Below are 22,596 nucleotides of genomic sequence, written 5' to 3' on the forward strand. Positions count from 1 at the left end.
TCCTGGGCGGTTGGTGTCGGCTAGTCGATGCCGGAGGCGGCGATCGAGCGGACGAAGTGGCGTTGGAAGCGGAGCAGCAGGACGACGGGGATCACGGCCAGGATGAAGGTGCCGGCGAAGATCTGGCCGGGATCGAAGCCGTACTCCGCCTGTCCCTGCAGCTGGGCGAGGACGACCGGACCGACCTGGAGGTTGGCGTCGGAGATCACGATCAGCGGCCACAGGTAGGCCTGCCACTGGAAGACGAACAGCAGCAACCCCGCGCCCACGAGCGCCGGTCGGGCGAGCGGGAGGTAGATGCGGAACAGGATGGTCATCGGTCCGGCGCCGTCGACCTTGGCGGCGTCGGACAGCTCCTTCGGTATGGCGAGGAAGAACTGTCTGAGCGCGAAGACGGCCAGGCCGTTGCCGATGCCGGGGAGGATGAGTGCCGAGTAGCTGTTGCGCAGCCCCCAGTCCAGGAACAGCTCGCCCAGGGGTATCGCGATCGCGTCGAAGGGGACGAGGAAGCCGAGCACCACGACGGTGAAGACCACCTGTCGGCCGGGAAAGTCGATCGCAGCCAGGGCGTAGGCCGCCATGGCGCACACGATCAGCCCGCCGACGACCGTCACACCGGCGACGAGCAGGGAGTTGAACACCGCCCGTGGGAAGGGGCCGTCGGTCAGCGCCGTGAAGCTGGCCACGGACCAGTCGGTGGGGATCAGGACGCGTGGGTCGAGCGGTGAGAGGTAGCGGAAGATGTCCCGCTCGGGCCGAAACGCGCTGACGACGATCCAGATGAGCGGGAGGGCGAAGAAGATGCCGGAGAGGACCGCGATCGGCAGCAGGACCCAGCGCCGCACACCGCGCGGAGCGTCCAGTCCGACGCCGCGGACGCGGTTGCTGTCGTCCGCGGGATCTGCTCCCTTCTCGAGGTCGCCGTCGGCCTTGCGGGCGGTGCTCATACCTTCTCCCCGGTGCGCAGCATGCCGAACTGGACGGTCACGATCACGAGCAGGATGGCCATGATCACCACGACCTGCGCGGCAGCCAGGGGGTAATCACCGAACCGGTAGGCCTGCTCGTAGGTCGACCACATGATCACGTCGCTGGCGCCGTTCGGGCCGCCGCTGGTCAGGATCTGGATCGGAGCGAAGGTGAGGAAGTTGACGACGGTGTCGGCGATCAGCACGAAGGCGAGTGGGCGGCGGAGCAGCGGCAGGGTGATGTGGAAGAAGCTTCGCCACCACCCGGCGCCGTCGATTGCGGCGGCCTCGTAGTACTCGCTCGGGATGTCGTTCAGGCCGGCGATCAGGAAGATCATCCAGTACCCGACACCGACCCAGGAGGCCATGACGATCAGGGACGGGATGACCTGCCCCTGGTCGATCAGGAACCCCTGGGTTGGCAGGCCGATGGCTTCCAGGACCGCGTTGATCGGTCCGTCGTCGGGTCGGTAGGCGACCCGCCACACGATGGCCGACACCGCGATCGGGATCGCCGTGGGCGCGTAGGCGAGGGTCCGCCACAGCCGGCCGGCCGGCAGCTTCTGCGTTAGCAGCACCGCCAGCGCCAGCGCGACGAGGATCTGGAACGGGTTGATGAGCAGGTTGAACCACAGGGTTACGCGCAGGGAGTTCAGGAAGTCCGGCGAGGTGAACATGAACTCGTAGGTGGCCAGGGAGTAGCCGCCGTCGGGATCCTCGAAGCTCGAGATGGCCGCCTGCATGAAGGGAACGAGTCGGAACAGGATCACCGCGATGACCGCTGGTGCCAGCAGCAGCGCGGCCCATGCCCGCTGTGACAGCGGCCGCAACCGCCGACGAGACGACTGGTCCCGTCGACGGTCTGCGAACGCCGCTGGCTGGTCGGTCGTCGCGGCGTCGCTCACCGCTCGAACGCGCGCGCGATGTCTTCCTCTGCCTGGGTCAGCCGCTCGGTGACGTCGCTGCCGTTGCGGATGTCTTCCAGCGCCTCACCGATGAGGGTCTCGAACTCCACGTACCCGACGCTGAAGGGGCGCGGGACGGCGGTGTTGTCGATCTCGTAGGTGACCAGGTCGGCCAGGCCGGTGAGGGTGTCACGGGTGGACTCGAGCTCGGCAAGCTGCTGTGGCAGCGCCTCCAAGTTGGCCGACGGCACCGCCAGCCCGGACGCCATGGCCAGCGCGCCCTCCTCGGTCAGGGTGATCCACTCGACGAAGGTGACGGCGGCGTCGACGTGCTCGGTGTTGGGGTCGATCGCAAGGTGCTCGGAGTCGGTGGGGGTGACCTCCTCACCGCCCTCGAAGTAGGGGTAGGCGGCGATGCCGTAGTTGAGGTCCTCGGTGCCGGAGAAGTCGGGGATCCACCAGGGGCCGCCCGGCATGAACGCGGCTTCGCCGTTGAAGAACAGCGGCTTGGTGTCGTTCGGCTCGACGCCGCGTGGCGCAAGGCCCGACTCGTACAGGTCGGCCCAGTACTCGGTCGCCGCGATCCAGCCGTCGTTGGTGACATCGACCTCGGTGCCCTCCGGGCCTGACAGACCGGAGCCGCCGCCCTGGGACTCGGGGAGGGGCTGGAACTGGTAGTAGCGAGAGACCTGGTCGTCGACGTAGCCCCAGGTGGCGCCGGCCTCCTGAGCCTGCTCGGAGAGATCGCGCAGCTCCTCCCACGTGATCCGCTCCGCCGGATCCATCGACGGGGGCTCGATGTCGGCCGCCTCGAGCAGGTCGATGTTGTAGTACAGCAGCTGGGTCGACGTGCGCATCGGGACGGTCCAGAGACGGTCGTCGATCACGGCGGTCTCGATCGACGCCTCGGGCACGACGCCCTCGAGCGCGTCGACGCCGATCAGGTCGGTCAGGTCCAGGGCGTACCCCTCCTCCACGATGGTGGGGTTGCGCGGCGCATCGGCGTAGTAGACGTCGATGTCCTGGGTGCCACCGCCGACGCGCTGGGCGATGACGGCCGAGAGCTCCTCGAAGGGCACCGACTCATAGGTGACGTCGATGCCGTCGTGGCTCTCCTCGAACTGCTCGGTGACGGGGTCGATCAGCTCGGCCGGCTGGGTGCCGACGAAGCGGATCTCGACGGACTCGCCGTCCGTGCTCTCCTCGTCGCCGCCCTCGTCTGCGGTGTTGTCGTCTGCGGTGTCCTCCGCTGCGGTTTCGCCGGTGTCGGTTGCACCCTCGTCACCGTCGTCGCCCGCGTCGTCACCACCGCTGCAGGCTGCGAGCACGAGGACCAGCACGGTCACCAGGGCGATCAGCCAGCGCTGGTCCAAGCTTCGTGACGATCGGTTGGTGCCGTCGCTGGATGGTCGGTGGGTCGTCGTTCTCATCGGTGTTCCTTTCGGTTGGTTTGCGTCAGGTGTCGCGCGGCAGCGGTGGCACCATCCCGTCGGGTGCCTCGGCCGCGGCAGCGCGCAGGTGGTCCAGGACCGCGTGGCGATCAATCCGTCCCGTGGGGCCGGCCAGCGAGAGTGCGGCGTCCGCACCCTGCGTCGTCCGAAGTGCGATCGCGACCGAGTGCATGCCCGGGTAGAGCTCGTCGCACTGCTCCGACCAGCCCTGGGTCCGATACTGCGCCAGCTCTCGGTCGGAGGGTGTCTCCACCCCTGCGTGCCGGAGGTCCTCGACGACGCCGGGTTCGGCGACGGCCAGCAGGATCCGGGCGGAGGCGGAGGTCCGCATCGACAGCGACGTGCCGATGTCGATGTTGGCCTTCATGGCCACGCTCGGCTCACGGCGTGCCACGACGATCGCCTGGGTGCCATCGATCATGACGAGGGAGGCGGTCTCCCCGGCACGGGTTGCCAGACGGTCCAGCCAGGGCGTCAGTCGGGCGCCGAGCCCGGCCTGGGTCATGGCGCCGTTGGCAACCGTGAAGGCCTTCAGCGTCAGGCGGTAGGTGGCGTCGGGCAGTTGCTCGACCCAGCCGGCGTGGACCAGCGTCTGCAGTTGCTGGAAGACCGAGCTGCGGTCGGCGTCCACGCGGCCGGCCAGGTCGCTGGCGCCGACCGAGGTCTCGACGTCGGCGAGGACGTCGAGGAGGGCGAGCGCTCGCAGGACTGACGTGAGCAGCCGGCTGCGTGGTTCTTTCTTGGTTGTTGTCATTGACAAACACCTGTTGCTATGTACAACAACTATTCGTTAGGCTGATCCCGATGTCAACCCAGGCCGCCCAAGAATCGACGCACGGTGATCTGCTGATCACGAACGTGGGAGCTGTGTTCGATGGATCGGTGGGCGCGACCGCCGCCGACATCTCAACGGTGCTGATCCGCGATGGACGGATCGCCGCGCTGGGGGACGACCTGGGGGGCGACACCGCGAAGGATGTGCCCGTGCTGGATGCCGGCGGAGCAACCGTCGTGCCAGGGCTGATCGACAACCACGTCCACCCGGTGATCGGCGACTGGACCCCACGGCAGCAGCAGACCAACTACCTGGAGGGGTTCGTCCACGGCGGCGTGACGCGGGTCGTCTCCGCAGGTGAACCCCACACACCCGGACGGCCACGTGATCGAGTGGGGACCAAGGCACTGGCAGTACTCGCACACCGATCGTTCCAGGCCGTGCGACCGGGCGGTATGACCGTCCATGCAGGCGCAGTCCTGCTCGAACCGGGGCTCACCAAGGACGACTTCGTCGAACTCGCCGACCAGGGTGTGCATCTGGTGGGCGAGATCGGGATCTCCGGCGTCCAGGATACTGACCAGGCGGCGGAGATGACCCGCTGGGCCCAGGCAGCCGGCATGACGGTGACCGTGCACTTCGGCGGGCAGTCGGTGCCAGGCAGCACGGTCATCGACGGTCCCTTCGTCGCCAGCGTGCGGCCCGACGTGGCCGCCCACGCCAACGGCGGGCCGACCGCACCGTCCCTGGATGACGTCGAGCAGGTGCTCGTCCAGACGGAGGCTGCCGTCGAGGTGGTGCACAACGGCAACGTCCGTGCCGCCCGCGACATCGCGAAGATGATGCAGAGATCCAACGCGCTGGACCGGCTGGTCGTCGGGACCGACTCACCGGCCGGGACCGGGGTGGTGCCGCTCGGCATCCTTCGCGTGCTCTCCTGGCTCTGTGCGCTGGGTGGGCTGGATGCCGGCTCGGCGATCGCCGCGGCGACCGGGAACACCGCGCGGGTCCGGCGCATCGATGGCGGTCTGCTCCGGGTGGGTGAGGTCGGCGACATCGCGCTGCTCGACGCACCCATCGGCAGTCACGCCCATGACCTGGTGGGGGCGCTCGAGTGCGGCGACACCCCGGCCGTCGCGGCCGTGGTTATCGGCGGCAACCCCGTCCTGACCCGCAGCCGGAACACCCCGCCGCCCAAGCGGGCCGCGACCGTGGTCGAGGGGCGGTAGGGCATGGCGACCTTCACGCTGCGCCGGACCACGACGGTGATCACCGAGGTGACCCACGATGGCGGGCCGTCGCTGCCCACGCCGCGACGCAAGGCTGTGATCTGTGCGGTCGTCACCAACCCCTTCGCGGGTCGGTACGAAGCCGAGATCGAGTCGGCGATGGCGGACCTAGGACCGCTGGCCGAGCGCCTGGCCGCATCACTGATCGCCGTTCTGGGCGGGCCGGATGAGATCGAGAGCTACGGCAAGGGCGCGATCGTCGGCGTCGACGGGGAGTTGGAGCACGGCGCGCTGTGGCACAACCCTGGTGGGTGGGCCATGCGTGAGGCACTCGGTGGTAGCAAGGCGATCGTGCCCTCCAGCAAGGTGGTCGGCCCGATCGGGACCCGACTGGTCGTGCCGTTGGCCCACCGCGAGGCGGCCTACGTTCGGTCCCACTTCGACAGCGTCGAGGCGGCGGTCGACGATGCGCCACGCCCGGAGGAGATCGTGTTGGCGCTGGCCATGAGCGACGGACCGCGGGTGCACGCCAGAGTGGGCGGCCTCCGGGCCCAGGACATCATCGGAGAGGATGGGTTGCGATGACCGCGATCCGAACCAGGATTGCCCGCATCGAGGAGGTCGAGCGCGTGTGGGACCAGCCGCTGGCGCAGCCGTGCCGTCGCGTGGTGACGGCGGCGGTGATCGCCAACCCGTACGCCGGGCAATTCGTCGAGGACCTGAGTCCCCTCTACCAAGTGGGAGAGGACCTCGGTCGCGAACTGGGGGAGTGGGCCGTGTCGCTGCTGGGCGGCGACATCAGCGTCCACAGCTACGGGAAGGGCGCAATCGTCGGGACGGCCGGTGAGCTGGAGCATGCCGCCGCAGTGCTGCACCCGCAGCTCGGGAAGGGGCTCCGGCCGGCGGTCGGAGGCGGGAAGTCGCTGATCCCCTCGTCGAAGAAGATGGGCGGGGTCGGGACAGTGCTGGACGTGCCTCTGGGGCACAAGGACGCGGCCTACGTGCGCTCGCACTTCGACGCGATCGCGGCGTGGTGTCCGGACGGGCCGCGGCCTGATGAGCTGCTGGTCGCGGTGGCGGTGACTGACTCGGGTCGGCCGCTGGCCAGGGTGGGGGGCCTCCCGGCCGAGGACATCGTGGGCGAGGATGGGTTGCGGTGACCCGTTGGTGGGAGTGGGAGGAGGCGTTCCCGATCGAGCCGGACGGGACGGCGCTTCTGGTGGTGGACATGCAGCAAGGCTTCATCGAGCCCGGCTCCGTGCTGGAGGTGCCGATGGCCCGGGAGCAGATACCCGTGATCCAGGCCCTGATCGAGGGCTTCCGGGAGCGAGGCATGCCCGTGGCTTACACCCGCTTCGTGGCCCGGGAAGATCACTTCCTCCCGTTCTACCGGTCGCGGGCACCTCAGCGGGGGCTGGACTTGGCCGCGCCCCGATCGATGTTCGCGCCGGACAGCGACGACGCCAAGATCGATGAGCGGCTCGCGCCGCGGGAGGGCGAGATCGTGGTGGACAAGATCGCCTACGACGGCTTCCACCAGACCGAGCTGGACGATCGACTGCGGTCGCGCGGGATCGACACGCTGGTGCACTGCGGCACGGTCGTGAACTGGTGCGTTGACTCCACGCTCCGCGCAGCCTTCCACCGGCGCTATCAGAACGTGGTCGTTGCGGATGGGGTGAGCGGCTACGAACACGCGGGGGCGAGTGGTGAGGACTGGGTGGCGAGAGAGCTGGACTTCTTCGCGGAGGCGCTGGCGACGGTGCTGAGGGCGGAGGACGTGCTGGCAGAGCTGGGCGCAAGCGAGACTTAACCCGTCAGGTCTCCGCCCGTTCGACGACGGACGGGGGGCATCAGAACCGCGATACGGTCGTCGGTGGATGGGAAGTCGGCGGGTCGTGATCGCGTGTCTGTGTGCGCTCATCGTTGCGTGCTCACCGATCGCGGCAACCGACACGACGGAGTCTGCCGCTCCGACCGGGAACGCCGAGACCGCCGCGGCCGCCGACATCGCGGATGGGCCTCCTGGTCCGCCGACCAACCTGCCGCCGGCCGGGCCGACAGCACCCACCGGGGCTGAGCCGACCACACCCGAGCCGACTGCACCTGAGCCGACCGCGCCTGAGGCGACGACACCCGAGCCGACGACGCCCGAGCCGACGACGCCGGAACCCCCAACGCCGTGGCAACGTGACCTCGCCGCCCTCATCGACCGCCAGACCGCGTCCGGCACCGACATCTCCATCTCGATCGCCAGCGACCAGCGAGGCGCGATCTACGACCATCAGGCCGGCCTCGAGCTCTGGCCCGCCTCGAACCAGAAGATCCTGACCGCGATCGGCGCTCTCGAGCTCCTCCCGCCAGATCACCGATTCACGACCACCTTCGCCACGAGCGGGACGGCGGGCGGCGCCCTCACCGGCGATCTGGTGGTGATCGCCGGCGGCGACCCGACCCTCACCAGCCTGGACCTGCGCGGCATGGTCGACACCCTGGTGACCCGCGGAGTCCGCCATATCCAGGGAGACCTGGTCGTCGACGCCAGCCGCTACGAGACGGCGACAACTGCTCTCGGCTGGCAGGACTGGCAGGTGCCGACCTACGTCGGTCCGATGTCGGCGTTCATGCTGGACGACAACCGCTGGCGCACCGATGCGGCCTACCTGGCCGACCCGGCCCTCGGCAACCTCACCCGGCTGGCCGACTTCCTGGGGGCCGCCGGCGTGCAGCTCGATGGCACCATCCGAACAGGCGCCGCAACTGCCGCCAGGGTGTTCGTCGAGCACACCTCCGCACCGGTGGCCGAGCTGCTGCCGCGCATGCTCGGCGCCAGCGACAACGAGATCGCCGAGTCCCTGATCCGCGAGATCGGCTTCCTCCATGGCGACGACGGGTCCACCCCCGCGGGGTTGGCTGCGATCCGTCGGGCCCTCGCTGCCAATGGGTTCCTGCTCACCGGTACGGACGGCGACGGATCCGGCCTCAGTCGCGCCAACTACCGCTCGGCCACCAACTGGCGGGACCTACTGGCCTACGCCCGCTCGCAGCCGTGGGCCGAGGCGTTCACCGACGCGCTCCCCGTCAGTGGGGTATCCGGCACCCTGGCCGGCCGCCTGACCGGTCCCGCCACAGCCGGCCGGATCACCGCCAAGACCGGCACGATCATCGGCGGCCGGGCACTGTCGGGGTATGCCGTCCTCCCCGACGGTGACCAGGTCCAGTTCTCCATCGTCGTCAACGGACCGGACAGCAATATCGCGGTGATCGACGCGGTGCTGTCCCACCTGCTCGCCACACCTCCGCCTCTCGGATAGGACCACCACAGAAATCTGCACGAAATCAGGAGGCGTGGCCACACAACAGACGACGGTGGCCGGGTCAGGTAGCGGACCAGGCCGCCACGACACAGGGCGGACGCAACCTCCTTGTGGCTGAATACCACCGGCTCGAAACCGGATCCCGACGGCGGGTGACCAATCACCGTGCAGCCGTCATCAGTCACATCCGCATCGCGCACGATGCAGCAACCATCACCACGCGTCGACTGTGACGGGGCCGGGTCCGTGACGGAGGGTCAGGGGCATCCGGCCACCGTCTTCGCATCACAGGGGCGTGCGTCACCCCCGTGCTACCGTCTGCCCCGTGTCTGCGGGACAGACGATGAAGCTGCCGGCCGGGCTTTCCCTAGAGCGCATCCAGGAAGCTCTCCGCCAGGCCGGCGCCGTCTTCGCCTTCGTCCACGGCAGCCGCGTCGACGGAACGCACCGCGACCACTCGGACGTCGACGTGGCGGCCTGGTTCGGCCGGGACGTCAATTCCTGGGAGGTGCCGGTGCCACCACCGGTCGACCTGCTCGTGCTCGACACAGCGGGGCTTGAGCTGTCAGGACGTGTCGCGCAGCACGGCGTCCTGATCCTCGACGACGACCCGCCCACGCGAGTCCGCTGGCAGGCCGATCGTTCCAAGCGCTATCTGGACGAGGCATACCGTCGACAGCAGCTCGTCCGGACGGTTCTCGGCGATGGTTGATGCCGTCCGATTGGCCCGACTGCTGCAACGGCTGGGGCAGCAGATGTCCATTCTGCAACGACGAGCGAAGGAGGATCGTGCCGCGCTGAGTGCCGACGAGGCGCGGCTGTCCGGCACCAAGTACCGCTTCATCACGGCGATCGAGGCCGTGTTGGACGTTGCCCATCATCTGCTGGCCTCAGAGCTGTGGGGACCGGCCGAAGACAGCGGCGATGCCGTGCGACAACTCGCCCGCCATGAGGTGGTTGATCGTGAGTTGGGTGACCGACTGGCTCGAACCGTCGGGTTTCGCAACGTTCTGGTCCATGGCTATGCCGAGGTCGATGACGGCATCGTGCTGGCTGCGCTGGATGAGCTGGACGATCTTGAGTCGTTCATCGAGCAGGTCAGATCCTGGGCCGCCCTCCAGGCGGGCGATACCGATGCCACCTAGGTCCTCCGATTGTCGTGGGTCGATGCCGGTGGTGGAACGCACGGGGTGCCCATCTCGGCGAAGATGGCCTCAGGCCGGAACATGCGGTGTGCAGCCCCACGTTGGGTCCCAGATGAACATCTGGACGCCCTGGATTGCACTGGACGATGAGCACGTGCAGCTCAGTCTGGAACCGAGCGCCGTGATCGATGCCTTCAGAACGCGCCTGTCACATGCCGATGTGATCGCCTGGGACGAGCAGCGCGACGTGCTGGTGGCCCGCTTCGCAGGTCAGGCGGGGGCATTCTCCTTCGCCACTGCCGAAGTGGTGCGGTTCACGCCCACGCGGATCACCTTCACCCACCTCTCCGGTCCCTTCATGGCCTGCGAGGAGACCGTTGACGTGGTTACGAGCGACCCCGGGGTTGTTGTCACTCACCGCGGCCGCTTCCGGATGAAGTACGGGCCGCTCGGCTGGCTCTTCGGGCGGTTTGTCGTCAAGCACCTCTTCGAACAGCATGTTGCGGAGGAGATGTCCGGCCTCGTCGCGCAGTGAGCGAGCGACCTCCAGGGTCCCCTCCGTCAGCACGCGGTAGCCGTCGGCGAACTCGAGCGTCAGAGACGTCCGCACCTCGGCGTCGGTGAAGGGCTCGAGATAGGTCCTCGCCCGATGGCCGCAGACGGGGCGCCAACCCCAACTCGTAAGAGTACGTCCTGCCGGCGAAGGCGTAGGAGTACCGATTCGAGTACATGTACGTCACCTGGGCTATGCAGCCGATCAGGTGTCGTCGATGCGCGCCAACAGGTCAGCCAGCGTGGCCAGCTCCGCCTCGCTCAGCACCTCCAGCTGCCGCGCGGCGACCTGCCGGCGTCGTCGGGTGAGCGTGCCCAGCAGGTCCCGGCCGGCCTCGGTGGCCTCGACGACCACGGCCCGACGGTCCGTCGGGTCGGGTGAGCGGGCCACCAGGCCCTGCTCCTCCAGTTCGTCGATCACGTCGGTGGCCGAGCGGCGGGCGATGCGAAGCCACTCGGCGACCTGACTCATCCTGGGTGGGCTGTCGCAGCAACTGACCATGCGCAGTGCTCGCCACTGCGCCGGCGTGACGCCGGTGTCCTTCAGGTCCCGCCGCACCGCGTGGCGGAGCCGACTGGCCGTGTGGTGCAGCAGATCGGCAACCTGCTCGGCCGTCGTCGCCGGCCCGCGCTCGGGAATACTTGACACCATTAGTGAGTTAACCTCATCATGAGTCTTGCTTACTACCTCCGAACCCTACCGACGGGAGCCCGATTTGCCTAGACCTCCCCGCGCCATGTTCCACGACCCCTCCGTCACCGACCACAAGTTGGCCCCCGGGACCCTCCGCCGGATCGCCGGCTTCGCCAGGCCCTACCGCCGCCAGATCGCCATCTTCCTCTCCCTCGTGATCGTCGACGCCATCGCCGGTGCCGCCACCCCGCTGCTGTACCGCGCGATCATCGACGACGGCATCACCGGCCAGCGGCCCGGCCTGGTCATCGGCCTCTCGCTGGGCGTCGCGCTGCTCGCGCTCGTCTCCGCCAGCATCGGCCTGGTCCAGCGGTGGTTCTCCTCCTCGATCGGTGAGGGGTTGATCCACGACCTGCGGACCCAGGTCTTCGACCACGTCCAGGCCATGCCGATCGGCTTCTTCAGCCGGGCGCAGACCGGGGCGCTGGTCAGCCGCCTCAACAACGACGTCCAGGGCGCCCAGCAGGCCTTCACCTCAACCCTGTCCAACGTCGTCGGCAACCTGATCGGCGTCACCACGACCATCGCCGCGATGGCGGTCCTGTCGTGGCAGATCACCCTGCTCGCCCTGACCTTGCTGCCGCTGTTCCTGCTGCCAGCCCGCTGGACCGGCCGCCGGCTGGCAGAGATGTCCCGCGAGCGCGCCCGCCTCAACGGGGAGATGGGCCAGACCATGACCGAGCGGTTCAACGTCTCGGGCGCCCTGCTGGTCAAGCTGTTCGGCCGTCCCGAGGAGGAGTCGGCCGTCTTCGCCGAGCGCACCGCCCGGGTCCGCGACATCGGGGTCCGCTCGGCCATGTACGCCCGAGTGGTCATGACCGCGCTCGGCCTGCTGGCCACACTGGCGACCGCCATGGTCTACGGCGTCGGTGGCCTCAGCGTGATCAATGACGGGATGCAGATCGGCACCCTGGTCGCGCTGACCGCCTATCTGGGCCGGCTGTACGGGCCGCTGACGTCGCTGTCGAACGTGCAGGTCGATGTGATGACGACGCTGGTCAGCTTCGAGCGGGTCATCGAGGTGCTGGACCTGGAGCCGATGATCACCGACCCTGAGAACCCGGTCGAGTTGCCGGACGGGGTCCCCTCGGTCTCCATCGAGGACGTCTCGTTCACCTACCCCACGGCGGAAGAGGTGTCGCTGGCCTCTCTGGAGGGTGTCGCAACCCTCTCGACCGACGCCGGGGGAGAGGTGCTGCGCGGCATCGACCTGCACGTCGAGCCGGGCCGGACGCTGGCGCTGGTCGGCGCCTCGGGGGCGGGGAAGTCCACCATCGCGGGTCTGGTCAGCCGCCTGTACGACCCCACGTCCGGCACGGTCAGGCTGGGTGGCGTGGACCTGCGCGACACGACCCAGGCCCAGATCCGACAGGCCGTCGGAGTGGTCGCCCAGGACGTCCACCTCTTCCACGACACCCTGGCCGCCAACCTGCGCTACGCCCGCCCGGACGCCACCGACGAGGAGCTGTACGCCGCGCTGGCGGACGCCCAGATCCTCGACGTCGTGCTGGCCCTGCCCGAGGGCATCGACACCGTCGTCGGCGACCGGGGCCACCGGCTGAGCGGCGGTGAGAAGCAGCGCCTCGCGATCGCCCGGCTGCTGCTGGCCGACCCCGGCGTGGTCGTCCTGGACGAGGCCACCGCGCACCTGGACACCCACGCCGAGATCGCAGTCCAGGCCGCCCTGAAGACGGCACTCGAGGGCCGGACGTCGATCGTGATCGCCCACCGCCTCTCCACCATTCGGAACGCGGATGAGATCGCCGTGATCGACGCCGGCCGGGTCGTCGAGCGTGGGACCCACGCGGACCTGCTGCTGGCCGACGGCGCCTACGCCCGACTGGTGGACGGTCAGGCGACGACGGTCCTGGCGGCCTGAGCAGGCTGGAGGAGTTCGAGGACCCCGCCCCACGCCGGCCACATCGTGGTGACCGAGCGGCCCTCGTGCGGACCGGTGGTGGGCGTGACCGGGCCCTCCAGATCCCCGTCGAGAGGGGCCGCCATCACCCGTTCGTCCCGCACCTCGAGCGACAACACCACCGACAGCGGCCGACGGGCGGCTGACTCCGGCGCCGCATCCGGCACCGTGGCCATCAGCTCCGCGCGAGCGTTGCGCCGCTCGGGACCACGCAGGAGGACGGCGCGGAAGGCCGAGCCCTCGGGTAGGCCGATCATCGCCTCCACCGTCGGGCCCTCGAAGACCTGGTCGAAGTAGACCTGGCCGCCCAACCGGTCCCGCAGGGTCGACAACCCCGCCTCGATGTCGTCGGTCACCGTGATGGCGGCCACCACCTCGCTGACCTGCTCCTCCGGCCGGTCACCCAGCACACAGCGGTGCCGGTCCGGCAGGTACTCCACGAAGGCGTGGACCAGCCCCAGCGGCGCCTCGAGCAGCACCTCGTCCACCGTGAAGTCGGTCCCGAACAGCGGGTAGGAGACCGGCTCGGAGCGGAAGCGGAAGCCGTCAGCGAGCAACGCCGCATGCAACCCCGGCAGGTCCCTGACGTAGAAGTCCAGTGCGAACGGGCCTGGGACGGCCATCGAGCGGGGTTCGGTCACCTCCGGCCACCCCGGCACGCCGACCAGGCGCAGGCCACCGCCCAAGGCTCCGGGCTTGGCCAGGTCCCGGACGTCCAGCGTCGACGCGGCCCAGCCCTCCCGATCCAGCCGCCACAGCCGGTGGTAGGCGCTGCCCGGCGTGATCTCCCAGGCACCTGTCTGGGTGAAGCCCAGGTGCCCCTGGTACAGCCGCAGCAGCGGCTCGACCGAGGGGGCGAACAGGGTGCAGACGTCGATGCCATCGAACATGGATCGACCCCTCAGTAGCTGCGGGGGAGGCCCATCGCCTCGCCCAGGATGTTGCGGACCATCTCGTTGCTGACCGGGCTGAACAGCTGCAGCCGGGCATCTCGGAAGAACATCTGCATCGACGACTCCCGCGCCAGGCCCATCGCCGCCAGCGTGCGCATCCCCTGGTCCACCACGGCCGCCGTGGCCTCCGCCGCCGCCAGCTTCGCCATCCCGGAGATGTCGGTCACATCGACCCCTGACTCGTAGTCCTCGACCGCCCGCTCGGTCAAGAGCATCGCCCCAGCCAACCGCACCGAGACGTCCACCAGCCCGTGCTGGACCGCCTGGAAGCCGCCGATCGGCCGGCCGAATGCCTCCCGCTCGCCGGCGTAGAGGACCGCCGCCTCCAGCGCCCCCTGCCCTACTCCGAGGCTGATTCCGGCCGAGAGCAGCCGCTCGATGTTGAGCGTCTCTCGCAGCATGTGGAACCCCCGTCCCTCCTGCCCCACGAGCGATCCGGCCGGCGCGACGGCCTCGTCGAACACCACCTCACACGTCCCCGCCCCGCGCATCCCCGCCAGGTGCACGCGCCGGACCGACACGCCGTCCTGGTCGGTCGGGACCGCGAGCACGGAGAGCCCGTTCGCCCGACTCCGTCCCGACGGCGGCTCGCTGGTCCGGGCGACCGTGAAGATGACCTCGGCACGATCGGCCATCGAGATCCACAGCTTGCTCCCCGTGACCCGCCATCCCCCGTCGACCGCAACGGCCCTCGTCCGGGCGGCCAGCGCATCCGTTCCGCCGCCCGGCTCGGAGATCCCGTAGGCGTGGATCGCCGACCCCTCCGCAAGCGGCCGCAGCCACGCCTCCTGCTGCTCGGCCGTCCCGTGATCCCCCAGCATCCGCCCGACCATCCCGCACAGCACGTAGTCGACGGCCAGCGAGGGGTATCGGCGGGCGATCTCGATGCAAGCCGCGACCGCCTCTCGCGCCGTCCCGCCACTGCCGCCCAGTTCTGTCGGAATCCCGAGGCCCAGGACGCCCAGCTCGGCCAGGCCGGCCCAGGCCCGATCGGGGAACTGATCAGCTTCGTCCAGCGCCCGGACGGTCTCCCAGTCCAGCTTGGTGTCGAGCAGGGCGCCCATCGAGTCCCGCAGCGCCCGACACTCCTCAGTTCGGAAGATGTCGGGCAGCAGGGTCCTCGTGGGCGCCACTGCTCAGCCCACCCCCGCGGAGATGACGACGGCGGGCACTACGACGGCGTCGCCTCCCGCACCAGCGGGCCGAACGGGGAGTACTGCCGCAGCGAGCCGGCATCCACGCTCGAACTCGTCGCCACCAGCAGCTGGGAGTTGAAGATCGGCACGTACGGCACGTCCTCCATCAGGAACTCGTGCGCCTCGGTGATCGCCGCGTCACGCTCGTCGCCGACCGGCAGGTCGCGCAGCTCACCCAGCAGGGCGTCGAACTCCTCGTTGGCGTACCCCTTGAAGTTCTGGAACGCCTCGGTGCTGTGGTGCTCCAGCTGCATGAAGTACCAGGCCTCCGGCACGATCGGAGTGTTGGCACCCAGCCACGCGGTCAGCTGCCCCTCGGTCTTGCGCTCCTCGAACTCGCTGTTGGAGGCGATGGTCTCGATCTCGGCCGTGATGCCGACGTCGGCCAGCTGGGACTCGAGCAGCACCGCGATCTGCTCGGCGTATGGGCCCGGCCGGGTCAGGTTGATCGTGAGGGGGAACTCGAGGCCCTCGGCGTACCCGGCCTCGGCCAGCAGCTCACGGGCCCGCTCGGGGTCGTAGGTGTAGGGCTCGGGCGGATCGGGCTGCTCCAGACCACTGGGCAGCTGGTTGGCCAGGACGTCGGCGAAGCCCTGCATCGGGCCGCTGACGATGGCCTCGCGGTCGATCGCGTGGGCGATGGCCTGCCGGACCTGCTGGTCCTGGAACGGCTCGAACGCGTGGTTCAGCTCGAGCATCACCATGGTGTTGCCGACCCGCGTGGTGGTGTCGACCTCCTCGGAGCCCTCGACGCTGGCGAACTGCTCGGGCTGCAGGCCGGCGGCGTACTCCACCTCACCCCGCTGGAGCAGCTGCAGGCGGGAGCTCGCATCGGGCACCTGCTGCATCAGCACCTCGCCGTAGGCCGGCGCGTCACCGGGCCACCCCGGGTTGGTCTCCATGGTGATGGACTCACCGGGCGAGAACGTCGTCACGTTGTACGGCCCGTACGTGGCCGTGTTGCTGCTCAACCACTCGCTGGCCCACTCGTCTTCATCAGTGGCGTGGGACTGGACCTCAACAGAGTCGAGCGGCGAGAGGTTCCACAGCGTCAGGACTGCCCGGACGTAGGGGTTCGGCTCGGTCACGTTGACCCGGAAGGTGCGCTCGTCGATGACCTCGATCGGGTTCTCGGCGTCGATCCGACCGACGGAGAGGACGAACTGGCCGACGAAGTCGTTGGCGAGCACCCGCTGCATCGTCCAGGCCACGTCCTCGGAGGTCAGCGTGTTCCCGTACGGGCTGGTGGCCTCGCGGAGGGTGATGACCAGGCTGCCATCGTCCTCCTCCTCGTCGGACTCGACCAGGAGCGGCTGCACGCTGTCGAGACCTGTCGTCCCGAGCGTGTCATCGGTCACGTCCTCCGGGTCGGCGAACTCGTATAAGGGTCCGGCCCAGGCGATCTCGAGCTCGGTCGAAGGTGTGCCCTCGTAGACGCCCGGGTCGATGTTGGAGACGACCGTCGGCACCGCCATCCGGAAGGTCCCGCCGCCGGCGGCCGAGTCCTCCCCATCAGAGGCGTCCTCGCCACCACCGTCCTCGCCCGCACCGTCCTCGCCGGAACCCTCCCCACCGTCCTCGCCACCACCGTCCTCGCCCTCAGCGTCCTCGCCGGAACCCTCCCCACCGTCCGAGTCGCCACCGTCCGAGCCGTCCGAGCCGTCCCCGCCGTCCGCCTCCTCGGTCGTCCCCTCGGCGCTGTCGGCATCGTCGGCGTCCGTCCCGCCCGCGCAGGCAGCGATCAGCAGCGACAGGACCGCCATCAGACACACCAGCTTGAGGTGGCGGCCGCGGGTCTCCCGTAGGTTCAACCGTCTCATGTTCTCACTCCAGTTCCGTGGCTGCGTTCGGGAGGTGTCGGCCGGGGTGATCGACACCACCGATCGTCGGACCGTATAATCATCAGATGTATTCGTCAATCTGTTTCGGACAGGCGGCATTCGAGGATCGATGAGTGGCTTCTGGCGGTATCTGGGCCGCCGCATGGCGCTGCTTCCGATCGGCCTGTTCGTCGTCGTCACCCTGTCCTTCGCGCTGGTCAACCTGGCGCCCGGCGACCCGGCCCGCGCCATCGCCGGCGGCCTGGCGGACGAGGAGACGCTGCAGGAGATCCGCGTTGACCTGGGCCTGGCTGAGCCCATCCCGCAGCGCTACGCCAGCTACCTCGGTGACCTGGCCCGCGGCGACCTGGGGACCAGCTACTTCACCAACCTGCCGATCACCCAGGAGATCTGGGAGCGCCTGCCCGACAGCCTCGAGCTGATCGTCATGTCCCTGACCGTCGCCGTCGTCCTGGGGCTGGCCGTCGGCGGGATCGGCGCCTACTACCGGGGCCGCGCCGCCGACCGCATCTCGCGCCTCGCGACCAGCGCCCTGCAGTCCATCCCCGACTTCTTCCTGGGACTGCTGCTGATCTACCTGCTGTTCTTCCTGCTCGGCTGGGCGCCCGCCCCGGTCGGTCGGATCGGTCTGATGGAGTCCCGACCGCCGCGCGTCAGCGGCGGACTGCTGATCGACGCGGCCATCGCCGGTGACTGGGAGATCTTCGCCAGCGGCCTGCGCCACAGCATCATGCCGGTGCTGGCGCTCGGCCTCTTCTACTCCGCCTACTTCGCCAAGACCACCCGCGCGGTCCTGGCGCAGGCCTTCGCCTCACGGCAGGTGGAGTTCGCCCGCGCCTGCGGCCTGCCGACCCGCACCATCTGGGCCTACGCGCTGCGGCAGGCCCGGACGCCGATCCTGACCTACGGGGCCATCCTCTTCGCCGTCCTCATCGGTGGCGCGGCGATCGTCGAGATCGTGTTCGCCTGGGGTGGCATCGGGGAGTGGGCGGTCGACCGGATCCTCTCCCTGGACATCCCCGCCATCCAGGGCTTCGTGCTGGTCGCCGGGATCATCACCCTCATCACCTACGTGGCACTGGACGTCCTGGTCGCCCGCCTGGACCCGCGGATCACCTACGGCGCGGAGGGGTCGTAGTGTCCTTCCCGTCCGCCGCGCCGCCGGAGCCGACCCCGCCCGACCCCACAGCCGCCGAGTCGGCAGCCTCCGACTCCGGGGCGACCGAGTCGCCACAACCCTCCCCGCCCGCGCAGCCGACCGCGCTGCAGCGAACGCTGACCTGGAGCCGCAGCCACCCCGGCATCACCCTCGGGTTGCTGGTCCTGGTCGCGATCCTGCTGGCCGCGTTCGTCGCACCGCTGCCGCACGATCCCGCCCGGCCCGACGCCGGCAACACGCTGGCCCCTCCCGGCGGGGAGTACTGGCTGGGCACCGACCGATCCGGCTTCGATGTCTTCTCCCGCACGATCGTCGCTGGCCGGCTGGATCTGCCGTTGGCCCTCATCGGCACGCTGGTCTCGCTCGTCGTCGGCGTCCCCATCGGACTGGCGGCCTCGGCGAAGGGCAAGTGGGACGAGACCATCATGCGCGGCCTCGACGTCTTCCAGGCCTTCCCGCTGCTGGTCCTCGCGATCGTCATCGTCGTGCTGACCGGCAACAACCTGCGCAACGTCGTCGTCGCCATCGTCCTGATCAACGCCCCCCGGTTCATCCGCCTGACCCGCAGCGAGGCCCTGGCCGTGCGCGAGAGCCGCTTCATCGAGGCCGCCCACGCCATGGGCGCCACCAAGGCCCGGGTGCTGTGGCGCCATCTGCTGCCCAACATCTCCGGCTCGATCCTGGCGCAGGCCTCCCTCGGTGCCGCCAACGCCATCGTCGTCATCGCCGCGCTGTCGTTCCTCGGGATCGGCACCAGCCCCTCCGACGCCAGCTGGGGCGCGATGATCCGCTCGGGCAGCCAGGTGATGGCCACCGGTCAGTGGTGGGTGGCGCTCGGGCCCGGGCTGGCCGTGTTCATCACGGTGCTCAGCTTCAACGCCGTCGCCGATGGGATCATGGCCATCCTCGAGGAGAAGCTCTAGGTGGACGGGCCGTCGACGGCGGAGGGAACCAACGCGGAGGCGTCTCTGCTGGCCGTCCGCGACCTGCGCTCGGAGTTCCACACGACCCGCGGCACCGTCCACGCCGTCAACGGCGTCAGCTTCGACGTCGACCGCGGCGAGCTGGTCGGCATCGTCGGCGAGTCCGGCTGCGGCAAGTCCGCAACGATCCGCTCGATCATCGGCCTGCTGCGACCCCCCGGCCGGGTCGTCGGAGGGTCCGCCGACTTCCTCGGCCGGGACCTGGTCGCCATGTCTGCGCGACGACGCCGGCAGCTGCTCGGCGCCCGCATCGGCTTCGTCCCCCAGAACCCGTTCGGCTCCCTCAACCCGGTCATGACGATCGAGCGGCAGTTCCTGCGCGTCATCCGGGAGCACAGCGACCTCTCGAAGGCCGACGCGCGTGACCGTGCCCGCACGATGCTCGACCGAGCTGGGATCGCCGATCCCGAGCGGGTCCTGGGCGGCTACGCCCACCAGCTGAGCGGTGGCATGGCTCAGCGCACGGTGCTGGCCATCGCGATGTCCCTGGAACCCGACCTGGTCATCGCCGACGAGCCCACCACCGGCCTCGACGTCACCGTCCAACGGCAGATCCTGGACCTCACCATCGAGTTGGTGCAGCGCGACGAGCGGGCGATGCTGCTGGTCACCCACGACCTGGGCGTCGTCGCCCACTACTGCCAGCGAGTCGTCGTGATGTACGCCGGCAAGGTGGTCGAGGTCGGCCCCACCGCCGCGGTGTTCGCCCAGCCGGCCCACCCCTACACCGAGTTGCTGCTGCAGGCCGTCCCCCGGCCCGGCGAGCCACTGCGGATCGCTCGGGGCCAGATCCCCGACCTGGTCGACTACCCCGAGGGCTGCCCCTTCTACGACCGCTGCGAGTACCGCGACGACCCCCGCTGTCAGACCCAGGCGCCGCCGCTGCGCGAGGTCGGTCCCGACCACCAGGCCGCGGTCTACTACGACATCAGCGCACGCCAACCCGTGGGGACCGCCTGATGGCGCTGGTCAGCCTGCAGGGCGTCACCAAGCGGTTCGACACCCCCAAGGGGCTCGTCCACGCCGTCAACGGCGTGTCGCTCGACATCGGGCAGGGCGAGACCGTTGCCGTCATCGGCGAGAGCGGGTCCGGCAAGTCCACCCTGGGCCGGCTGCTGCTGGGGCTGCACCGGCCCGACGAGGGGTCGATCACCTTCGACGGGCAGGACCTCGCCACCCTGCCGGCGGCGGACCTCCGGGCCGTCCGGTCACGCCTGACCGTGGTGTTCCAGGAGCCGGATGAGTCCCTCAACCCCCGCATGAGCGTCGGCCAGAACATCGCCGAGCCGCTGCGGATCCACTCGCCGACGATGGGGCGTGAGGAGCGGCGCAGCACGGTCGCCGAGGCGCTCGATGCCGTGTCGCTGCCCCGTGACTTCGCCGACCGCAGCCCCAGCCAACTGAGCGGCGGCCAGCAGCAACGCGTCGGCATCGCCCGCGCGATCGTGACCGACCCGGCGTTCGTGGTGCTCGACGAGCCCACGTCCTCACTCGACCTGTCGGTCCGCTCGCAGGTGCTGGCCCTCCTGAACGACCTCCAGGAGCGTCTGGACCTCTCCTTCCTGTTCATCACCCACGACATCCAGACCGTCGCCTACGTCTCGGACCGGATCGCGGTGATGTACCTGGGCACCATCGTCGAGACCGGTCCGACCGAGCAGGTGGTCGGCGACCCGCGCCACCCCTACACCCTGGCGCTGCTCTCCTCGGCGCTCACCCCCGACCCGTCCGACACGCTGCCCGAACTCCGACTGCGCGGTGAGGTGCCGTCCGCCACCGACCTGCCCGCCGGGTGCCTCTTCCACTCCCGCTGCCCGTACCGTCGGGACGAGCGCTGCCAGACGGAGCGACCCCCGCTGCGCGAGGTGTCGCCTGGCCACTTCGTCGCCAGCTTCTACGCCATCGGTGCGGCCGAACGGGCCGAGGTCGGGTACCGCACATGAGCTCCCAGCCGACTGAGCACGGCGACCCTGCCGCAGCAGACCCCGTCGAACCGACGCCGATCCTCACCGTCGCCACCCTGCTCGAGACGCTCCGCGCCGCCGTCCGTCGGCTGCCGCAGGACCAGGCACCACCGCCGCCAGGCCGCCCGTCATGACCAGGACCATCGCCGAGCTCGGGCGGGCCGTCCGGGACGGCAGAACCAGCATCGTCGAGCTCACCGAGCAGACCCTGTCGGCCATCGAGCGTTGGGAGCCGACCATCCACGCGTGCCTCGGTGACCTGGCCGACCGGGCGCGGCGGCAGGCCGAGCGGCTGCAGCGGGAGCTGGACCGCGGCGAGGACCGGGGACCCCTGCACGGCATCCCGCTCGGCGTGAAGGACCTGATCGACATCGAGGGTGAGGTCACCACCGCCGGATCGGTCATCCTGCGCGACAACGTTGCGACATCAAGCGCCCCGGTGGTGCAGCGGCTGGAGGAGGCCGGGGCCGTGGTGGTCGCGAAGACCAACACCCACGAGTTCGCCTTCGGTGCCCTCACCCCGCCGACCCGCAACCCGCTCGACCCGGCCCGCATGCCGGGCGGCTCCTCCGGCGGCTCGGGGGCGCTGGTCGGCGCCGGCATCGTCCCGGCTGCGCTGGGGACCGACACGGCCGGTTCGATTCGCGAGCCGGCAGCGCTGTGCGGGGTAGTCGGGCTCAAACCCACGTACGGGCGAACCGACCTGCGCGGCATCGTGCCGCTGGCCTGGAGCCTGGACACCGTGGGCCCCATCGCGGCGACCGTCGAGGATGCCCGGGCGGTGCTCCAAGCCATGCGGCCCACCGGCCCGGACGCTCCACTCCGCGACCGGCGCTCTGAGACGGTCGACATCGCCGACCTGCGGATCGCCACCTGGGAGGAGCTGACCAGCCGCTTCGAGCGGGACGTCCGCGGGGTGCACGACGACGCCCTTGCGGCCCTGACGGAGGCGGGAGCCGAGGTGGTGCCGGTCTCGCTCGGCAGTCCTGACGAGCTGGTGGCGGCCACGATCGTGGTGCTCGGCGCCGAGGCGCTCAGCTACCACCGGCCTTGGCTGGACACCCGACGGGGGGAGTACGCGCCCGACGTGCTGGCCTATCTGGACTTCTCGGCCACCATCACTGCCGAGGATCTGGTCGGCGCTCGCCGCCTTGGCGCGGGGTTCACCCGCCGTCTGGAGCAGCTCTGGCGGGACGTCGATGTGCTGGTGACGCCGGCGCAGTTGGTGGTGCCACCGCGGATCGTCGACGAGGAGGTGCTGTTCGAGGACGGTCGGCACGGCCCGCGCGATCTGACGCTGATCCACCCCCTGGCGCCGTTCAACCTGAGTGGCCACCCCGCGGTCTCGGTGCCGGTCGGCCGGACCCCCGACAGGGGCTTCCCCGTGTCACTGCAGGTCGTCGGCCCCCGCGGCACCGAGTTCGGCCTGCTGGACGTGGCAGCAGTGGTGCAGCGCACGTGCAGGTGGGTGCCATCGTGGCCTGAGCCGCCGTGATGCCGCATGGCGGTCGTATCGTGAACCGTCGCTCCCTCGCCTCGAGGACCA

23 protein-coding genes are annotated in these 22,596 nt (G+C 69.7%); 15 read left to right on the plus strand and 8 right to left on the minus strand.

Translation table 11 applies throughout. The annotated features are described in order from the left end of the window. Positions 1–20: 20 nt before the first annotated feature. The 4 genes from C1746_RS07005 to C1746_RS07020 are packed head-to-tail and all read right to left on the minus strand — an operon-like array spanning position 21 to position 4,078. Positions 21–947 carry a carbohydrate ABC transporter permease gene (locus tag C1746_RS07005; RefSeq protein WP_116713923.1) on the minus strand — a complete coding sequence of 309 codons (927 nt, stop codon included), beginning with the start codon at positions 945–947 and terminating at the stop codon, positions 21–23. Further along, entirely contained in the window at positions 944–1,873 is a 930-nt protein-coding gene (locus C1746_RS07010) for a carbohydrate ABC transporter permease (protein ID WP_116713924.1), read from the minus strand. Before C1746_RS07010 ends, C1746_RS07005 begins: the two co-directional genes overlap by 4 nt. After that, complete coding sequence (locus C1746_RS07015; protein WP_116713925.1) at positions 1,870–3,303, minus strand: ABC transporter substrate-binding protein; 1,434 nt, start codon at positions 3,301–3,303, stop codon at positions 1,870–1,872. Before C1746_RS07015 ends, C1746_RS07010 begins: the two co-directional genes overlap by 4 nt. A gap of 25 nt (positions 3,304–3,328) precedes the next feature. Continuing rightward, entirely contained in the window at positions 3,329–4,078 is a 750-nt protein-coding gene (locus C1746_RS07020) for an IclR family transcriptional regulator (protein WP_116713926.1), read from the minus strand. A 50-nt stretch (positions 4,079–4,128) separates the two neighbouring features. On the opposite strand from C1746_RS07020, the gene C1746_RS07025 reads away from it, so the two are divergent. From C1746_RS07025 to C1746_RS07060, 8 genes are all read left to right on the plus strand, one after another. After that, on the plus strand, positions 4,129–5,328 hold the full coding sequence (locus C1746_RS07025) for an amidohydrolase family protein (RefSeq protein WP_116713927.1): 1,200 nt from the start codon (positions 4,129–4,131) through the stop codon (positions 5,326–5,328). Between the two features lie 3 nt (positions 5,329–5,331). Next, complete coding sequence (locus C1746_RS07030) at positions 5,332–5,913, plus strand: amino acid synthesis family protein (RefSeq protein WP_116713928.1); 582 nt, start codon at positions 5,332–5,334, stop codon at positions 5,911–5,913. Next, the gene (locus C1746_RS07035; protein ID WP_116713929.1) at positions 5,910–6,488 is read left to right on the plus strand and encodes an amino acid synthesis family protein; all 579 of its coding nucleotides are present in this window, start codon (positions 5,910–5,912) and stop codon (positions 6,486–6,488) included. The genes C1746_RS07030 and C1746_RS07035 overlap by 4 nt, the downstream gene beginning before the upstream one ends. After that, positions 6,485–7,141, plus strand: a complete 657-nt coding sequence (locus tag C1746_RS07040) for a cysteine hydrolase family protein (RefSeq protein ID WP_116713930.1) — start codon at positions 6,485–6,487, stop codon at positions 7,139–7,141. The genes C1746_RS07035 and C1746_RS07040 overlap by 4 nt, the downstream gene beginning before the upstream one ends. Before the next feature lie 67 nt (positions 7,142–7,208). Then, positions 7,209–8,642, plus strand: a complete 1,434-nt coding sequence (gene dacB, locus C1746_RS07045) for a D-alanyl-D-alanine carboxypeptidase/D-alanyl-D-alanine endopeptidase (RefSeq protein WP_162867477.1) — start codon at positions 7,209–7,211, stop codon at positions 8,640–8,642. Between the two features lie 328 nt (positions 8,643–8,970). Then, complete coding sequence (locus C1746_RS07050; protein ID WP_205711751.1) at positions 8,971–9,357, plus strand: nucleotidyltransferase domain-containing protein; 387 nt, start codon at positions 8,971–8,973, stop codon at positions 9,355–9,357. Next, the gene (gene hepT / locus C1746_RS07055; RefSeq protein WP_116713933.1) at positions 9,350–9,790 is read left to right on the plus strand and encodes a type VII toxin-antitoxin system HepT family RNase toxin; all 441 of its coding nucleotides are present in this window, start codon (positions 9,350–9,352) and stop codon (positions 9,788–9,790) included. The genes C1746_RS07050 and hepT overlap by 8 nt, the downstream gene beginning before the upstream one ends. Positions 9,791–9,902: 112 nt before the next feature. Then, positions 9,903–10,325 carry a hypothetical protein gene (locus tag C1746_RS07060; protein ID WP_162867478.1) on the plus strand — a complete coding sequence of 141 codons (423 nt, stop codon included), beginning with the start codon at positions 9,903–9,905 and terminating at the stop codon, positions 10,323–10,325. A 222-nt stretch (positions 10,326–10,547) separates the two neighbouring features. Here C1746_RS07060 and C1746_RS07065 read toward each other — a convergent pair whose 3' ends face one another. Continuing rightward, complete coding sequence (locus C1746_RS07065) at positions 10,548–10,994, minus strand: MarR family winged helix-turn-helix transcriptional regulator (protein WP_116713935.1); 447 nt, start codon at positions 10,992–10,994, stop codon at positions 10,548–10,550. A gap of 85 nt (positions 10,995–11,079) precedes the next feature. Here C1746_RS07065 and C1746_RS07070 point away from each other — a divergent pair, with 85 nt between their 5' ends. After that, a complete protein-coding gene (locus tag C1746_RS07070; protein ID WP_116713936.1) occupies positions 11,080–12,915 on the plus strand; it encodes an ABC transporter ATP-binding protein in 1,836 nt (611 codons plus the stop codon). On the opposite strand, the gene C1746_RS07075 is transcribed toward C1746_RS07070, so the two are convergent. The 3 genes from C1746_RS07075 to C1746_RS07085 are packed head-to-tail and all read right to left on the minus strand — an operon-like array spanning position 12,888 to position 16,923. Next, positions 12,888–13,844: a VOC family protein gene (locus tag C1746_RS07075; protein WP_116713937.1), complete on the minus strand. Its 957-nt coding sequence runs from the start codon at positions 13,842–13,844 to the stop codon at positions 12,888–12,890. The genes C1746_RS07070 and C1746_RS07075 overlap by 28 nt on opposite strands. Before the next feature lie 11 nt (positions 13,845–13,855). Then, positions 13,856–15,040, minus strand: a complete 1,185-nt coding sequence (locus C1746_RS07080) for an acyl-CoA dehydrogenase family protein (RefSeq protein ID WP_116713938.1) — start codon at positions 15,038–15,040, stop codon at positions 13,856–13,858. A gap of 38 nt (positions 15,041–15,078) precedes the next feature. Further along, positions 15,079–16,923 carry an ABC transporter substrate-binding protein gene (locus C1746_RS07085; RefSeq protein WP_162867479.1) on the minus strand — a complete coding sequence of 615 codons (1,845 nt, stop codon included), beginning with the start codon at positions 16,921–16,923 and terminating at the stop codon, positions 15,079–15,081. A gap of 130 nt (positions 16,924–17,053) precedes the next feature. On the opposite strand from C1746_RS07085, the gene C1746_RS07090 reads away from it, so the two are divergent. From C1746_RS07090 to C1746_RS07110, 6 genes are read left to right on the plus strand one after another with little or no spacing between them, the layout of a single operon-like run. Further along, positions 17,054–18,082, plus strand: a complete 1,029-nt coding sequence (locus tag C1746_RS07090; RefSeq protein ID WP_116713940.1) for an ABC transporter permease — start codon at positions 17,054–17,056, stop codon at positions 18,080–18,082. After that, on the plus strand, positions 18,082–19,026 hold the full coding sequence (locus C1746_RS07095) for an ABC transporter permease (protein ID WP_205711752.1): 945 nt from the start codon (positions 18,082–18,084) through the stop codon (positions 19,024–19,026). The genes C1746_RS07090 and C1746_RS07095 overlap by 1 nt, the downstream gene beginning before the upstream one ends. Next, a complete protein-coding gene (locus tag C1746_RS07100; protein ID WP_116713941.1) occupies positions 19,027–20,046 on the plus strand; it encodes an ABC transporter ATP-binding protein in 1,020 nt (339 codons plus the stop codon). Continuing rightward, positions 20,046–21,029, plus strand: a complete 984-nt coding sequence (locus C1746_RS07105) for an oligopeptide/dipeptide ABC transporter ATP-binding protein (protein WP_116713942.1) — start codon at positions 20,046–20,048, stop codon at positions 21,027–21,029. Before C1746_RS07100 ends, C1746_RS07105 begins: the two co-directional genes overlap by 1 nt. Next, positions 21,026–21,184 (plus strand): hypothetical protein, encoded by a 159-nt coding sequence (locus C1746_RS21955; protein WP_162867480.1) that lies wholly within the window; start codon positions 21,026–21,028, stop codon positions 21,182–21,184. The genes C1746_RS07105 and C1746_RS21955 overlap by 4 nt, the downstream gene beginning before the upstream one ends. Beyond that, positions 21,181–22,545, plus strand: a complete 1,365-nt coding sequence (locus C1746_RS07110; protein ID WP_116713943.1) for an amidase — start codon at positions 21,181–21,183, stop codon at positions 22,543–22,545. Before C1746_RS21955 ends, C1746_RS07110 begins: the two co-directional genes overlap by 4 nt. The last annotated feature ends 51 nt before the right edge of the window (positions 22,546–22,596 follow it).

The organism is Euzebya tangerina (assembly GCF_003074135.1).
GTDB classification, from domain to species: domain Bacteria; phylum Actinomycetota; class Nitriliruptoria; order Euzebyales; family Euzebyaceae; genus Euzebya; species Euzebya tangerina.

Excerpts from the sequence above, each read along its gene's own strand:
- C1746_RS07005 (WP_116713923.1), bottom strand. The coding sequence starts at position 947 with ATGAGCACCGCCCGCAAGGCCGACGGCGACCTCGAGAAGGGAGCAGAT.
- C1746_RS07015 (WP_116713925.1), bottom strand. The coding sequence starts at position 3,303 with ATGAGAACGACGACCCACCGACCATCCAGCGACGGCACCAACCGATCG.
- C1746_RS07020 (WP_116713926.1), bottom strand. The coding sequence starts at position 4,078 with ATGACAACAACCAAGAAAGAACCACGCAGCCGGCTGCTCACGTCAGTC.
- C1746_RS07025 (WP_116713927.1), top strand. The coding sequence starts at position 4,129 with ATGTCAACCCAGGCCGCCCAAGAATCGACGCACGGTGATCTGCTGATC.
- C1746_RS07030 (WP_116713928.1), top strand. The coding sequence starts at position 5,332 with ATGGCGACCTTCACGCTGCGCCGGACCACGACGGTGATCACCGAGGTG.
- C1746_RS07035 (WP_116713929.1), top strand. The coding sequence starts at position 5,910 with ATGACCGCGATCCGAACCAGGATTGCCCGCATCGAGGAGGTCGAGCGC.
- dacB (WP_162867477.1), top strand. The coding sequence starts at position 7,209 with ATGGGAAGTCGGCGGGTCGTGATCGCGTGTCTGTGTGCGCTCATCGTT.
- hepT (WP_116713933.1), top strand. The coding sequence starts at position 9,350 with ATGGTTGATGCCGTCCGATTGGCCCGACTGCTGCAACGGCTGGGGCAG.
- C1746_RS07060 (WP_162867478.1), top strand. The coding sequence starts at position 9,903 with ATGAACATCTGGACGCCCTGGATTGCACTGGACGATGAGCACGTGCAG.
- C1746_RS07065 (WP_116713935.1), bottom strand. The coding sequence starts at position 10,994 with ATGGTGTCAAGTATTCCCGAGCGCGGGCCGGCGACGACGGCCGAGCAG.
- C1746_RS07070 (WP_116713936.1), top strand. The coding sequence starts at position 11,080 with ATGTTCCACGACCCCTCCGTCACCGACCACAAGTTGGCCCCCGGGACC.
- C1746_RS07075 (WP_116713937.1), bottom strand. The coding sequence starts at position 13,844 with ATGTTCGATGGCATCGACGTCTGCACCCTGTTCGCCCCCTCGGTCGAG.
- C1746_RS07085 (WP_162867479.1), bottom strand. The coding sequence starts at position 16,923 with ATGAGACGGTTGAACCTACGGGAGACCCGCGGCCGCCACCTCAAGCTG.
- C1746_RS07090 (WP_116713940.1), top strand. The coding sequence starts at position 17,054 with ATGAGTGGCTTCTGGCGGTATCTGGGCCGCCGCATGGCGCTGCTTCCG.
- C1746_RS07105 (WP_116713942.1), top strand. The coding sequence starts at position 20,046 with ATGGCGCTGGTCAGCCTGCAGGGCGTCACCAAGCGGTTCGACACCCCC.
- C1746_RS21955 (WP_162867480.1), top strand. The coding sequence starts at position 21,026 with ATGAGCTCCCAGCCGACTGAGCACGGCGACCCTGCCGCAGCAGACCCC.
- C1746_RS07110 (WP_116713943.1), top strand. The coding sequence starts at position 21,181 with ATGACCAGGACCATCGCCGAGCTCGGGCGGGCCGTCCGGGACGGCAGA.